We start from the raw sequence: 14,518 nt of genomic DNA, 5'->3' as shown, positions 1-14,518 counted from the left end.
GTGTATTTTGTAAGCTGCGATCCCTAGTATGATTTTACTCAGAAAATGGTGATTCTAGCAATGAATAAATCGCATCAGATTGTTGTTCAATGCGAGTTTCTAAGTCACCAATGTACTGTTGAGGCATGTTTGGTTCGTGTAAAATAAATTTGTCATTATTTTCTTTTGTGCTTGATGACAAAATCGGAACGTTTGCTTCTTGACTAAGTAAGGTGCTGCACAAAGGAGTAAATCTATTTTTAAATTGTGTAAGTGGTTCTGGATTCCAACAAATAGAGGCTTCAGGAAGAACATATAAGATATGACCTTCTTTTAATAGTGCTAAACACTGTTTAAGAACACTATCATATGCTTGTTCTATATTTATATATCCGAATTCTTGGAAATGTTTCTCATAGACGGTTTTAGAACTGCGCTTTAGAATGGAAAGAGATAGTTCAGGACCTAAAACATAAACGCGCTTGTACATTTTGTTTTCTTTCAATGTTTTAGCTATGAGTCGTGGTAAAGTTTGATAGTAATCAACTTGGAAAGCGTTAACTATAAAACCTGTTGATGAACGTAACAATTGGGTTAAATGTTCTAATCCTTCAAATTGACTTCGATCAGACGAAGAGTATGATGCATCAAAGATGTTTTGTTGTTTTGATTGAAAATAGATTTTTGGTTTAATGTAGTCTTCAGCAAGCAAGAAGTTTAACTTTCCCATATGCTATATTCACCTCCATTATTAAATGTCCATATTTTCTGGTGGTAGATTGTTAATAAACCAATGGACCTAAATTGAGAACTAATATATTAGTTCTTATTTAAATCTTAACATGTATATTAGGTCATTCGTTTAGTAGTCGGTTGGGAAAATTAGTGCAAAAAGCATCGGATTTTTTGAGGTTTTTAGCTTCCGTTTTCCTAAACAGCAGGAAATAGCGAATAATTAATATAAAAACTAATCATATTTGGGACGAAGGAGCTACTACTTAAGATGGAATATAACTACGGTAACCTTATTAAAGTAGAGCGTATGCGTAAGAACATGAAGCAATCTGTCTTAGCGAGAGGTATTTGTTCCATATCGTATTTAAGTAAGATTGAGAATAATCAAACGACACCTAGTGAAGAAGTACTAGAATTGATTTTTGAAAAGTTGAATATAAATGTTCCTGTTTATTTTGATTTTAGTCAACAAGTTGATAAAGTCAGAGAAGAAATTCAAAGTATTTTAAAAGAAGCAGTTCTAACGAGAAGAGATGAAGATAGAAGAAAGCAGATTGAAAAATACATTTCTAATCCAGTAGTTAATCAATCGAAAGAATTATATATTATGTTACTGATTACATTGGCAAGATTCGATTTGATGCCTGGAGGAAAAGGGCGTTATTTAAACGAACTTGGGTGGCTTGAAGACCAATTAGATCGAGACAATAAAATCAGATATTTGCTCATGCAAAGTTTGACCCATTTTCAATCAAACGATAAGGAATCATCATTGCAGCTTTTAGAGCAACTAAATGAACAATTGCCTACATCGAATATTCCTGATTGGGAGATTGCAGATATGCGATATATCATGGGGGGATTGTATTATAAATCGACGGATTATTTACAAGCTATTGAGAACGTTAAATTTGCACTTGGATATTTTAAAGATAATTTTTATGTAGAAAGAATCATTGAGTGTCATTTAATCATCGGGCTTTCTTACAAAAGAAGAAAACGCTATTCAGAATCATTGTCTCATTACGAACGAGCTACTAAAGTCACTAGTGCAACTGACTTAAAATATTATAATGGCATGTTGTATAACAATATGGGGGAAATTTATTCTTTATTAGGTAACCAAGAAAAGGCGTTGGAGTATTTTCTTGAAAGTCTATCTTACAAGTCTGATCCCAAAAGCAAACTCTACAGCGTTCTTTCCTTAATCGAAGTTTATGCTGAACAAGAAGACTCAGATGGGGTTATAACATGGCTCGGTAATGGATATGAGATTATAGGGGATCATGAAGGTCTAGAAGAATTTCACCATCATTTTGAAGTTTATAAAAATTGTTATCAAGAACACGATAAATTAAAATTAATTAGTAGTTTAAAAAAAGCTGTTCAATATTTTGAGTCATTCGATGACTATCTATACACAAACAAATACGCACTTTGGTTAGCGCGTGAGCTACGTGAAAATGGGAAGTATAAACTATCCACTGAATACTATGAAAAATCCATTGCGATTATGTCTCGATGGGATTAACGCCTCTCAAGGCGTTCTTTTTTTGCACAAAAAAAGAGACGCCCGAATCGTCTCTTGTCGTTTTATGGAGTGGTGAAATAATGAATCGTCCAAATAGGTTCGTTCATCAACGCCTCATCTTCCACATGGCCCATTTGCACTTGTTGGAGCAAGTGAATGATGTGCTTTTGTAAATTGGCGTCGTGTGAGCCGCTCGTCAAAATTCCATCTTCACTCGCGATGATATAAAATCCACCCAATCGCAACGGAATATGATTTCTTACAATTGACACGGCAGTCTGAAGTTCAGCTTGCCCGCCCTGCAGTGGCACGTTTATATCAAAACGGCCCCATTGTTTAAAGTCGCCTACTTCTGAAAACGGTGGGTCGCGATGATCCAACTCCATGACCTCCAATCTTGTCTGTCTCTTCCTTACTAGTATAGCTCTTTTTTTAAATTTTACCTGCGAGAATAATGGGAAGGGTGTAGTGACGTCGCCTCAGGTTCTCGGTGTTACTCTTTTTCTAGATTATGCCAAAACATTCCTGCAAAAAAGAGAAGCAATAATATAAAAAACACGACCGGAATGAATCCGGCCGCGCTCATTGATGAATCGCCTCTTTTGACGTCGGAAGCTCACAAATAAAGGTGCTACCTTCACCGTAGATCGATTCGACATGTAAATGTCCGTCGTGCGCTTTGGCGATCTCTTTACAGATGGCGAGACCGAGGCCCGTTCCGCCGATTTTCCGGCGGTCCGAGTTGTCGACTCGGTAAAACTTCCCGAACAAGTTCGGCAAGGCAGAAGAAGGGATGCCCATCCCGTTATCCCGGACTTTCATGACGACTTGACCTTCGAGTCGTTCCAACGAGACGAGCACGTTGCCGCCTTCAGGTGAATACTTGATGGCGTTACTGAGCAAGTTACCGAGCAACTGCCGCATTCCTTCTAAGTCAGCTTCGATTTTGAAGTCTTGTCCGACGTCGGCATCGAGATGTAAATGATGCGAGTCGGTCGTTTCTTGATAGAAGCTGATGCTGTCACGGGCAAGGTCGAGAAGGTCGACCGTTTCCCATTCGAACGTCTGTTTCCCGGCCTCCATCTTTTGCAGGTCGAGGAAGTCGTTTACCAAGTAGGAGAGACGCTTCGCTTCGTCATGGATGGTCTTCAAATACAATTCGCGCCGGCTTTCTTTCAAGTCACGCTCGAGCATCAGTTCCGTGAACCCATAAATCGATGACAAAGGGGTTCTCAGTTCGTGTGAGACTGTTGAGACGAGCTCTGACTTCATCCGGTCAATCTCGGTCTCGGCCGTCACATCACGCAACACGAGCATCGTGCCGTGAATCTTCCCATCCCGGTAAATGCTCTCGGCATATACTTGAAGGAAGCAATCGCCTTGATCGAGCGAGATGGACAGGCCATCTTCTGGCGGGTCTTGGTCGAACACGCGCTCGATGTAGCTAATAAAACGATCCCGTTGATCGACGCGTTCCGCCCACTGTTCGATATCGATCGAGACGGTAGTCAGTTGCTCGTAGCCTTGATACTCGAATTGCAACTCGTCGAACATACGGATGAATGCGCGGTTTCCGACAACGCTGTTCTCCTCGTAGTTGAGGTATAAGATGGCTTCACGTACTGAATTGATGAGCTGAGCCGTCTCTTTCCGGTCTTGTTGCATTTGGCGATAAAGTTGGGTCCGCAAGAGAGAAATCGCCAACTGGTTTGCAAACGCGTTTAATTCCGAAGTTTCGCTCGCGTCGAACTGTTCGTCGTAGCACGTTAAATAAAGACATCCGATCATGTTGCCGTCTGACGGGTCTTTAACGGGGATGACCGTTTCATGAATGTAATACGGGTATTCATGAATTTCGTCGGCAATCTTTTTAGATGTCGCTTCTAACGATTTAGAGATCATGACGCGTTTCAACAGAAGAGACTTGGTCTTTAAATCTTCTTGTTGATCTTCCGTCATGCCTTTTGGTACGACTGAAACAATTTCGCCGTCCTTGATGAGAAGTAGAGCCCCGAACTCTGCTTCAGTCAACAAGACGATTTTTTCGATGACCGATGAATAATCAAAGAGTGACTCTTTCGAGGCGAGCACTTCAATCAGTTCGTTACGGTACTGCAGTTTTGTTTCGTTTTGTTTAGATGCTTCGAGCACCGACTGCATCTCTTGTTGCTTCGCATGCATCTTTTCATTTTGAGTCGATATCCGTTTGATGAGCGGTCGACCAATCAATAAGATGGCACCGATAAACATGATGAGGCCGATCATCCAAATCCAACGCAACGACAACAATTCAGTGGGTGATACCGCTCCGTCTCGAACGACCCAAGCGCCAATTGCCGTTAAGACAAGACTCATAGCACAGACTCCGTAGAGGATGCCGAGTATTTGACGACTGTTCAATTGTTCAATCCACTTGCCCATAATACGCTCTACTTCCTTCCTTAACTAAAACCATCTTCAATTCAATCGTCATAACCGAAATATACAAAAAGAAAAATCAGATGAACACCGAACTGCTCAAGCGATGTGCCATCAGATGATTGTCTGATTGTCTGTTTAATTGTCATATCTAGACGGATATACCCTGTATTTCATCATCCTACACATTCCGATGTGCTCACGTTTGACACGTCCGCTGTGAACGGGATAGTTTGAACCTATAGTCGAATCCAAAGGAGTGCTATCGTATGCTATCGATTGAACCTTCAGCTTTAACCGAACGTGACGCGTATAAGTTTTTGATTGGAAGTGTCGTACCGCGCCCAATCGCATTTGTGACGACGCGAAACGGAGAGACGATTAACGCCGCCCCGTTCAGTTATTTCAATATCGTCGCTTCCGAACCACCACTTCTCTCGGTGTCGGTTCAACGGAAGGGCGGTGTCATGAAAGACACGGCTCGCAACGCTGTCGCGACCGAAGAACTCGTCATCCATATCGTAGACGAAACGAATGTGACCCTCGTCAATGAGACGGCAGCCAATCTAGGATCCGAGGAAAGCGAACTCGAGCGGACGGCCTTCACCATCGTGCCTAGCGACGTCGTGGAGACACCGGGTGTGAAAGAAGCCAAAATCCGGATGGAGTGTAAACTTCATCATCACGTTCCAATCGAACACGATGGCGTCGTGACGGCGGACTTGTTGATCGCTCGCGTCGTCCGGTTTCACATCGAGCCAGCGCTTTATCATGCTGGACGCATCGATGCGGAACAACTGGCGCCGGTCAGTCGTCTCGCCGGCAACTTTTATGCGACCCTCGGGGACACTTTTGAAATCGAACGACCAAAATAAACGTCATGGCGCCTGCTCAAATCAGAGACAAGGCGCCTTTTTTCGGGTAAAGAATGGAAAACCGATTGGCATGATGGTTTTCTTTCACACGAGCGCTTGAATATGTCACAATAAAGTCAGAACATTCAATTTTCGAACGCGTCAGCGATTAGAGAAAAAAAGGGGAGTCGGCTATGTCCTATCGTCCAGCCATTCAATCGATCATCAATGCCATTGAAACGGTGATCGTCGGGAAAGAAGATGTCATCGCAAAAAGTTTGACTGCGTTGCTTGCCGGAGGTCACGTATTGTTAGAGGACGTGCCAGGGGTCGGGAAGACGATGCTCGTTCGTACGTTCAGTCGTGCCATTGATTTAGATTTTAAACGCGTTCAGTTCACTCCGGACATGTTGCCGTCCGACTTGACGGGAATCTCAATGTACAATCAAAAGACAAAAGAGTTCGAGTACCGTCCGGGACCTTTGATGGGGAACATCGTCTTGGCTGATGAAATCAACCGGACCTCTCCGAAAACGCAGTCGGCGTTACTCGAGGCGATGGCAGAGCGCAGCGTGACGGTCGACGGTGAAGTCAAAATTTTACCGTCCCCGTTCTTCGTCATGGCGACGCAAAACCCAATTGAACATGAAGGGACGTACCCGCTCCCGGAAGCCCAGCTCGACCGATTCCTTCTTAAAATCGAGATGGGATACCCGACGTTCAATGAAGAGATTTCCTTGTTGACCCGTTTCGAAAAGGCGGAGCCGCTCGAAGCGTTACAAAGCGTTATCACAAAGCACGAAGTCGAACAGATGCAACGCGAAGTGCGGGAGGTTCACGTCTCGAGTGCAGTCAAACAGTACATCGTCCGCTTGATCCATGAGACGCGCAACGACCCGAACACATACCTTGGGGGGAGCCCGCGTGCGACCCTCGCTCTGATGAAGGCATCTCAAGCGTGGGCGTATATCCATAACCGTGATTTCGTCTTGCCAGATGACGTGAAGGCGCTCGCGGGTAGTGTGCTCGGTCACCGTATCTTGTTGACGGCGGAGGCACGTTATAAAGGAAAGACGGCCGAACATCTCGTCAAAGGTTGGCTCGACTCGCTTCCTGTACCGATGGATCGTGAGGTCAAAGAAGTATGAAAAATTGGATGAAGCTGTTCCTCGTGTGGGCGGCGGCATTCGGACTTTATGCGTTCGCCCGGATTGAAGGAAGTATCGTCGCCTCGACACTTTGGTGGTCATTTTTCGTTTTGGCGGCGTATTGGACAATCTTTATGATTTACCCGGTCACGGCAGCCAACATCTCGCGGCGAATCACGACGAAACGACTCGTCTCGGGCCAAACGATGGACGTAGAACTGCAAGTGGAGCGGAAGTATCCGTTTCTTGTCGGGGTCGTCACGTTAGAAGAGACACCACCGCCTCGTCTCGCTACATCGACGGACGTAATTGTTACCCCGGTCGACCGCTTTTTTCGGCGAACAGAGACGGTGCATTATGAGATTGAGCAGATCCGCCGGGGGATCCACGTGTTCGATCGGACGGTCCTGCACGTACGTGACGTGTTCGGGCTGTTCGATCGTAAACGGACGTTGCGGCTTGAGACGGTCGTCGAAGTGTCGCCGGCTGAACTTCCGTTCGATTTGCCGCGTGATGAGCAGGTCGGTGGGCGTGGCGAACAGTACCGGCACACGCGGACATATACGGAAGTGGCGAACACGACGAGCGGTGTCCGGGAATACGCGGCCGGTGACCGCATCGGCCGGATTGACTGGAAGGCCTCGGCTCGTCGAGATAACTTGATGACGAAAACGTTCGATCAAGAGCAGGAGAAAAAACTCTCGCTCGTCTTCGTCCCGTCCACATCTGCCGGACACGAAGAAGCGTTCGAACGATCGCTGTCGTTACTCGTCGGCGCGATTCGGCAACTTGAACGGAAAAACTTGCCGTTTGAACTGTATGTCATCGAAGAACAGGTCCGCCTTTTCCATTTGCCGGACCAAAGCGCCGAGGTCGGGCATTACTTGCTGACGGCGACGCCGGAGCCCGAAGGACGTCTCGTTGAACGAGTGAAGCGCAACTTGCCCCAAGAGGGCGGAAACTTGATTTTAATCAGCCCGCTCGAAACGAAATGGGTACGCGAAATCATGAATGAGACCCAAGGTAGCTATCACTTGTACACGGCGAATGAGGTGACGACATGACGATGTGGGTGAAACGGATTGTCTATACAGCGCTTGCCGCTTACTTGTTGTCGTTTTGGATCGAGCCGATCGTTGGCAGTACGACATTTGATGTCAACTGGCCGTTCCTGTTTTTGCTCCTCGTACCGATGTTTGCGAGCTTGTTGCCTTGGTATGGCTTTATTGGCGTAGTCGTTTTCAACTTCTTTATCGTCTTGTACGTGTATCACGGCAGTATCTTAGATTGGTTTGGGCTCTGGCTAGAAGATTTGAGTGGCGTGCTGAGTGGGGCTTTACCAGAAGAAGCGATTTTCTTCTCGGCGATGGCGCTCATCGGTGTCCTATTCGCCATCTTGGTCGGACGGACGTATCCAAGCTATGGTTTCGTCCTCGGGATGATCGTCTCGACGCTCGGATTGATGGCGTACTTTGACACATGGACGCTTTATGACGGAGAAGGAAAAATACTACTTGCGATTTTAGCGTCACTCTTATTACTCTTCGTGACCGATTTGGCGAAACGGCCGAGCAAGTCGCTCGTCCGCTATGTCAGTATCGCTCTCCTCGCTTCGGTCGTGTTGGCGCTCGCGAGCGTGTCGCCGACGATTGAAGGGGACTGGTCCGATCGGTTGACGAAGAGTTTCCAAAACGCTGGGAACGATGAAGGGTCAGGCAGCGGTCGAGTCGGCTACGGGGTGAACGATGAGCAACTCGGTGGACCGTTCGAACAGGATGACGGAATCGTCTTCATCGCCCGTGGTGTACCGGCACGCTACTGGCGCATCGAATCAAAAGAGATTTACACCGGTAAAGGTTGGGTCGAGTCCCCGGTCCTCAACTCGGACTACAACCGCGGCCAGCTCGTCGACCCGGACGTCGATACGACGCCTGAACAGGCGCTGCTCCGATTCGACCGGCGTCAAACCTTCGTCCCGTATGGCGGGGAGTATCCACAAGCGACCGAGACGGAAAACGGGACCGAATTCAGGGTCGGCAGTATCGAGGAGCCGTTCCCGAACGAGACGATTCACATCCGTCCGTCCGGAAAGATTGTCTTCGACAATGATGGCCAAACGACGCCGCAGACGATTCAACTTCGCTACAGCGTCCCTTCCTTTACTGAAGAGCAACTGGCATTGAACGAACCGGTTACGACGTTGACGGAAGAAGAACGGCAGGCGTACTTGCAACTGCCGGACTCGCTTCCGGATCGGGTCCGCGACTTATCGGCCGATATTACGGGCGACAGTGAGACACCTTACGACCAAGCCCAAGCGGTTCAAGCCTACTTCCAATCTGGAGATTTCCAATACAATACGGAAGACGTCGCCGTCCCGGAAGGGGATACCGATTACGTCGATCAATTTTTGTTTGATACGTTGATCGGGTACTGCGACAACTTCTCGACCTCGGCCGCTGTCCTTCTACGGGCGAGCGGGGTACCGACGCGTTGGGTCAAAGGTTTCACGATGGGTGATGCGCGCGGGATTATCCAAGGGGAAGAAGAATACACGGTCCGGAACCGTCATGCCCACTCATGGGTAGAATATTTCGTGGAAGGCGCAGGCTGGGTCCCGCTTGAGGCGACGATCAGTTTCTCGGACGCCAACTTACTTCAAATCGAGACGGAGGACGAAACGAATTCAGAAGACCCGGCAGCCAACGATCCACAAGCATCGCAAGACAATGAGCAGACGAACCGTCCACAGGAAGATTTGGCACTCGATGATGTCACATCAGGTGAGGCGGCAACGGAGAATTGGAATATGCCGGTCTGGGGTTGGGTGTTGATTGTCTTTACGGTCGCCGTTCTCGTATGGAACCGAAAATCGATTGAACGCCTCGTCCTGATGCTTTGGTGGACACGGCGTCCATTGAATGAAAACCGACTCGTCGCCATGCATCGATATCTAGTTAAACGACTCCGCGGAGCAGGCTTCAAAGTCGACGGGCGCACGCCGTCCGAACTCGCTGCAGAGGTCGATGCCTATTATGAGTCGACCGAAATGACGAGATTGACCCGTCTGTTCGAGCAAAGTATCTATGCCGACCAAACACCGAATTCAAAATATAAAGAATATTGGAAAATCATGATTCGTCGAATTATAAGTTGAAGTAGGCGGATGCATACAGTAAGATAGACGCATTAGTCAGATAATTGAACAGCATTCCTTCGTATATACTCGCGAATTGGCGCGAGAGTCTCTACCGGACCACCGTAAATGGACCGACTATGAAGGAGCACGTTTCGTATACACAGAAAAGGGCGTGCTTCTTCTTCGGTTTAGTGAATCCGTGGGAGAAGCTCGCTCTTTTTTTGAGAAGAAGGCAGAAAGGTGGAGGTTTTGTGAAAATAGAACAAGAGATGATTTTGGTGCTCGACTTTGGAGGCCAGTACAACCAGTTGATCACACGTCGTGTGCGTGACCTTGGCGTATATAGTGAGCTTCATTCCCACAAGATGACCGCTGCTGAGATTCGTGAGCTGGCTCCGGCCGGGATTATTTTCTCGGGTGGACCGAACAGTGTGTACGCGGAAGGCGCATATCGCTGTGACCCAGAAATTTTCGAACTCGGGATTCCGATTTTCGGGATCTGTTACGGCATGCAGCTCATGACGCATCACTTCGGTGGACGTGTCGAGCGGGCCGCACATCGTGAATACGGGAAAGCGACGCTCTTCTCGACACCGGAAGCTTCGGCCCTCTACAAGGATCTTCCAGTGGAACATACTGTTTGGATGAGTCACGGTGACCTCGTCATTGAAGCACCGCCAGGATTTATCGTTGATGGGACGAACCCTTCTTGTCCGGTCGCCTCAATCAAGAGTGATGACCTCAAGATGTATGGGGTGCAGTATCACCCGGAAGTCCGTCACTCGGAGTACGGAAACGACATCTTGAAAAACTTCATCTATGAAGTGTGTGGTGCCAAAGGCGAATGGTCGATGGAAAACTTCATCGACATCGAAGTTGAGAAGATTCGTGAAATCGTCGGTGACAAGCAAGTTCTTTGCGCGTTGTCAGGCGGTGTTGACTCATCGGTCGTGGCGGCGCTCGTTCACCGCGCGATCGGCGACCAGTTGACATGTATGTTCGTCGACCATGGCTTGCTCCGTAAAAACGAAGCGGACAGCGTCATGAAGACGTTCGCGGACGGATTTAACATGAAAGTCATCAAAATCGATGCACGTGATCGTTTCATGGCGAAACTAGCCGGCGTCTCAGATCCAGAACAAAAGCGTAAAATCATCGGCAACGAGTTCATCTACGTGTTTGACGAAGAAGCGTCTAAACTTGTGGACATGGACTTCCTTGCCCAAGGTACGCTCTACACGGATATCATCGAGAGTGGAACAGATACGGCACAAACGATCAAGTCGCACCATAACGTCGGTGGACTTCCAGAAGATATGAACTTCACGTTGATCGAGCCGCTCAACACGCTCTTTAAAGACGAAGTACGTGAACTCGGTACTGAACTCGGATTGCCAGACTATATCGTATGGCGCCAACCGTTCCCGGGACCAGGTCTTGGCATTCGTGTTCTGGGTGAAATCACAGAAGAGAAACTCGAAATCGTGCGCGAATCTGATGCGATTTTGCGCGAAGAAGTGAAGAAAGCCGGTCTCGAACGTGATATTTGGCAATATTTCACGGTCCTTACACCGATTCGTTCAGTCGGCGTCATGGGCGACGAGCGGACGTATGACTATGCCGTAGGCGTACGTGCCGTCACATCAATTGATGGGATGACTTCGGATTGGGCCCGCATCCCATGGGATGTGCTCGAGAAGATTTCGGTCCGTATCGTCAACGAAGTCAGTCACGTCAACCGTGTCCTGTACGACATCACATCGAAGCCACCAGCAACAATCGAGTGGGAATAATAGGCAGAGGGGAGCAATCCTCTCTGTTTTTATACGGAAAAACCGAACATTAGAATGAAATATTTGATTAAAATCCGTCATTACTGTTGACATTCATTTTTGACGTTGTTAAGATAAAAACGTTCTTATCATATCCGAAAAATTAAAAATTATTTTGCCGTATAATATCGGGAATATGGCCCGAGAGTCTCTACGAAATCACCTTAAATGATTTCACTACGGCGAGACATAGATTCGGGGACGTATGTCTCTGTATGTTTCGCGTGGGGTCTCCGGTCATCGATCGGGGACCTTTTCTCGTTTTACGGCGAGCCAAGGAGGAAAACCAATGAGCACACAGCTCAAGCAAGAACCGCAACATCAACCGTCAGAAAGCCGAATCGAACGTCACTTCCAGTTGAAAGAACTTGGAACGAACGTGAAAACCGAACTCGTCGCAGGATTCACGACATTCTTGGCCATGGCTTACATCTTATTCGTCAACCCGAACGTGCTTGGTGCTGCTGGCATGAATCCGGGAGCCGTCTTCGTGGCAACTGGTCTCGTCGCACTGATTGGATCGGTCATGATGGGTCTATTCGCCAACTACCCGATCGCCATCGCGCCAGGCATGGGGCTTAACGCCTTCTTCGCCTACAGTGTCGTCATCGGCATGGGCATCCCTTGGCAGACGGCACTCTCGGGTGTTCTCGTCTCAGGACTGTTCTTTATCGCTTTGACGCTCTCGGGCATTCGCGAGACGGTTGTTAACGCGATTCCGGCTCCGCTTAAAATGGCGGTGGCTGCAGGAATTGGTTTCTTCATCGCCTTCATCGGCTTGAAAAATGCAGGAATTGTCGTTGCGAACGAAGCGACGCTTGTTAGTCTCGGTTCGCTCGGAACAGGAACTACGCTCCTCGCGGTATTCGGTCTTGTTGTAAGTGCATTGCTAATGGCACGAGACGTCAAAGGTGGCATTTTCATTGGGATGTTGTTGACGGCTATCGCGGGAATGATTTTTGGTCTCGTGCCGACACCGACTGCGATTTCAGATGTTGTATCGATGCCGCCGAGCATGTCTTCGACGTTCGGCCAAGCGTTCATTAACTTTGGTGATGTCTTCACACTTCAAATGCTTGTCGTCATCCTGACGTTCTTCTTCATCGACTTCTTCGATACAGCCGGCACGCTCGTCGCGGTGGCGCGTCAAGCTGGGATCATGAAAGAAAACAAAGTGCCGCGTGCGAGTAAGGCGCTCATGGCTGATTCGACTGCGACGGTTGCAGGTGCGATTTTTGGTACATCGACTGCTACTTCATACGTGGAGTCTTCGGCGGGGGTTGCGGCTGGTGGTCGTACAGGGTTGACTGCTGTATTCGCAGGTTTGTTCTTCGGATTGGCGTTGTTCTTCTCACCACTTTTAGCGGTTGTCACGGCACCGGTCACGGCACCGGCCTTGATTATTGTTGGTGTGTTGATGGCTTCAGCTCTCCTTGATATCGATTGGAAAAAAATCGAAATCGCGGTTCCGGCATTCTTAACGATTATCATGATGCCACTCACTTCGTCGATTGCGACGGGGATTGGGCTTGGGTTCATTTTGTACCCGCTCATGATGATCGCGAAAGGGAAAACAAAAGAGATTCACCCAATCATGTACGGGATGCTAGTCATATTCTTGGCGTACTTCATGTTCTTGCCACACGCGTAAATAAACGGAGCCGACTCGGTTATGAGTCGGCTTTTTTGTATGCAGTGTTTTCTGGCAAGAAAGGGTCGTACATGGTTAAAGCATGGTTTTCTGTGATGAATTCATTACGGATGAACGTGCCGTCTTGTGAGAGGACGCTTCTGAATATTTGGTTATGACGAACGGTTCCGCCCCACCATTCACTCGTGAAATGATGATTTTTTTCATATATCTTATATTGGAAAGCTGGTGAAGTATTGGACCGCCATTGTCCTACGAGATATTCCTCCTCTATATATAGAAGGAGTTGAAACGTCTGTGCCGTCCGATTGGTGATTTGTAGGTCTAAATAATTGTAGGAACATGTGGCACCGCTTCCAAATGGTTGATCTCTTCGTGAGTCGGGGAAGACGTCATAACTGTGGCGATAACGCTCGGACACTGTTAGGGGGCTATGGAGCGTGATCCAATAAATCAGGTTGGATAATTGGCATAGTCCGCCTCCGGTTCCGGTCGTGACCTTTCCGTAATGCAAAATCATTCCGTCCACATAGCCTTTCCGTTTTGTGGGTCGCCCGATTGTTTTCCAATACGAGAGCACTTCATTCGGAGAGACGATGATGCCGTTCAACTGTTTGATGGCGATGTTGAGATTGATGACTTTATTTTGTTGCATCTCAAGGTCAACGTCTCTCAATCTTCGGTAGAGTGGAGTGCGGTGCTCATGGACGAGGTGAGGCAGCGGTGTAGTGTTTTGTTGAGTCGTATAACGCTTCCCGTCCGTCATCCATTGAACCCGGCGTTTTAATGTATAATATTGTGTCCCTGACCAGATCCGCAGGTTTGATCGTTTCTTCGGTTTCAGTTGGAGCATCGATTAGTCACCTTCTTCAAGTAGAGTAATGAGGTGTATTCGGTAAAAGGGAATAATATCCTCTTCAAACTCAAAACAAAATGAAGTAAGGTGATTTAAAACTTTTTAAAGTTTTTTTAGAATAATGCTTGCCATGTGATAGAAGGGGATGCTATAGTTATCTCTGTTGCCAGCGATGCTTACAACTAAGTAAACGAAGTGGTTGACACGAAATAAAGATAAATGTTATTATCATTTAGTCGCTAAGAGCGGCAGACGAACTTTGAAAACTGAACGATGAGGCAAAAAAGTTTTACAATTTTTGAATGAAGCGCAAGCTTCGTCATTTTTAAAGAGCTATATCAAATTCTTTGGAGAGTTTGATCCTGGCTCAGGACG

General features: G+C 47.3%; 11 protein-coding genes and 2 riboswitches. Of the genes, 7 read left to right on the top strand and 4 right to left on the bottom strand.

From position 1 onward, the window contains the following. Positions 1–34: 34 nt before the first annotated feature. Positions 35–709, bottom strand: coding sequence for a hypothetical protein (locus KNP74_RS13085; protein ID WP_214709517.1), 675 nt, complete (start codon positions 707–709; stop codon positions 35–37). Positions 710–982: 273 nt separating this feature from the next. Between KNP74_RS13085 and KNP74_RS13080 the strand changes: the two genes are divergently transcribed. Then, on the top strand, positions 983–2,245 hold the full coding sequence (locus tag KNP74_RS13080; RefSeq protein ID WP_214764514.1) for a tetratricopeptide repeat protein: 1,263 nt from the start codon (positions 983–985) through the stop codon (positions 2,243–2,245). A gap of 62 nt (positions 2,246–2,307) precedes the next feature. Here the strand turns inward: KNP74_RS13080 and KNP74_RS13075 are convergent, their stop codons facing one another. Both KNP74_RS13075 and KNP74_RS13070 read right to left on the bottom strand, forming a co-directional pair. Then, positions 2,308–2,625: a hypothetical protein gene (locus tag KNP74_RS13075; protein WP_131490827.1), complete on the bottom strand. Its 318-nt coding sequence runs from the start codon at positions 2,623–2,625 to the stop codon at positions 2,308–2,310. A gap of 202 nt (positions 2,626–2,827) precedes the next feature. Continuing rightward, on the bottom strand, positions 2,828–4,666 hold the full coding sequence (locus tag KNP74_RS13070; protein ID WP_251130192.1) for an ATP-binding protein: 1,839 nt from the start codon (positions 4,664–4,666) through the stop codon (positions 2,828–2,830). Positions 4,667–4,932: 266 nt separating this feature from the next. On the opposite strand from KNP74_RS13070, the gene KNP74_RS13065 reads away from it, so the two are divergent. From KNP74_RS13065 to KNP74_RS13040, 6 genes are all read left to right on the top strand, one after another. Further along, entirely contained in the window at positions 4,933–5,538 is a 606-nt protein-coding gene (locus KNP74_RS13065; RefSeq protein ID WP_214764513.1) for a flavin reductase family protein, read from the top strand. Between the two features lie 173 nt (positions 5,539–5,711). Further along, on the top strand, positions 5,712–6,665 hold the full coding sequence (locus tag KNP74_RS13060; protein ID WP_214764512.1) for an AAA family ATPase: 954 nt from the start codon (positions 5,712–5,714) through the stop codon (positions 6,663–6,665). Continuing rightward, positions 6,662–7,729 carry a DUF58 domain-containing protein gene (locus KNP74_RS13055; protein ID WP_214764511.1) on the top strand — a complete coding sequence of 356 codons (1,068 nt, stop codon included), beginning with the start codon at positions 6,662–6,664 and terminating at the stop codon, positions 7,727–7,729. The genes KNP74_RS13060 and KNP74_RS13055 overlap by 4 nt, the downstream gene beginning before the upstream one ends. Next, a complete protein-coding gene (locus KNP74_RS13050) occupies positions 7,726–9,822 on the top strand; it encodes a transglutaminase domain-containing protein (protein WP_214764510.1) in 2,097 nt (698 codons plus the stop codon). Before KNP74_RS13055 ends, KNP74_RS13050 begins: the two co-directional genes overlap by 4 nt. Positions 9,823–9,861: 39 nt before the next feature. Next, positions 9,862–9,962: riboswitch (purine riboswitch) on the top strand. Between the two features lie 111 nt (positions 9,963–10,073). Next, positions 10,074–11,597, top strand: coding sequence for a glutamine-hydrolyzing GMP synthase (guaA, locus tag KNP74_RS13045; RefSeq protein WP_251130198.1), 1,524 nt, complete (start codon positions 10,074–10,076; stop codon positions 11,595–11,597). Positions 11,598–11,734: 137 nt separating this feature from the next. Beyond that, positions 11,735–11,836: riboswitch (purine riboswitch) on the top strand. 89 nt (positions 11,837–11,925) lie between these two features. Then, entirely contained in the window at positions 11,926–13,287 is a 1,362-nt protein-coding gene (locus KNP74_RS13040) for an NCS2 family permease (protein WP_251130191.1), read from the top strand. Between the two features lie 19 nt (positions 13,288–13,306). Here the strand turns inward: KNP74_RS13040 and KNP74_RS13035 are convergent, their stop codons facing one another. After that, positions 13,307–14,140 carry a VanW family protein gene (locus tag KNP74_RS13035; protein ID WP_214764507.1) on the bottom strand — a complete coding sequence of 278 codons (834 nt, stop codon included), beginning with the start codon at positions 14,138–14,140 and terminating at the stop codon, positions 13,307–13,309. Positions 14,141–14,518 lie beyond the last annotated feature (378 nt).

Source organism: Exiguobacterium sp. s141 (assembly GCF_018618085.1).
Taxonomy (GTDB): domain Bacteria; phylum Bacillota; class Bacilli; order Exiguobacteriales; family Exiguobacteriaceae; genus Exiguobacterium; species Exiguobacterium mexicanum_A.
Note: the sequence above shows the minus strand (reverse complement) of the source record. Positions and strands in the feature narration are given on the sequence as shown.

Excerpts from the sequence above, each read along its gene's own strand:
- KNP74_RS13060 (WP_214764512.1), top strand. The coding sequence starts at position 5,712 with ATGTCCTATCGTCCAGCCATTCAATCGATCATCAATGCCATTGAAACG.
- KNP74_RS13050 (WP_214764510.1), top strand. The coding sequence starts at position 7,726 with ATGACGATGTGGGTGAAACGGATTGTCTATACAGCGCTTGCCGCTTAC.
- KNP74_RS13055 (WP_214764511.1), top strand. The coding sequence starts at position 6,662 with ATGAAAAATTGGATGAAGCTGTTCCTCGTGTGGGCGGCGGCATTCGGA.
- KNP74_RS13040 (WP_251130191.1), top strand. The coding sequence starts at position 11,926 with ATGAGCACACAGCTCAAGCAAGAACCGCAACATCAACCGTCAGAAAGC.
- KNP74_RS13085 (WP_214709517.1), bottom strand. The coding sequence starts at position 709 with ATGGGAAAGTTAAACTTCTTGCTTGCTGAAGACTACATTAAACCAAAA.
- KNP74_RS13035 (WP_214764507.1), bottom strand. The coding sequence starts at position 14,140 with ATGCTCCAACTGAAACCGAAGAAACGATCAAACCTGCGGATCTGGTCA.
- guaA (WP_251130198.1), top strand. The coding sequence starts at position 10,074 with ATGATTTTGGTGCTCGACTTTGGAGGCCAGTACAACCAGTTGATCACA.
- KNP74_RS13065 (WP_214764513.1), top strand. The coding sequence starts at position 4,933 with ATGCTATCGATTGAACCTTCAGCTTTAACCGAACGTGACGCGTATAAG.
- KNP74_RS13080 (WP_214764514.1), top strand. The coding sequence starts at position 983 with ATGGAATATAACTACGGTAACCTTATTAAAGTAGAGCGTATGCGTAAG.
- KNP74_RS13070 (WP_251130192.1), bottom strand. The coding sequence starts at position 4,666 with ATGGGCAAGTGGATTGAACAATTGAACAGTCGTCAAATACTCGGCATC.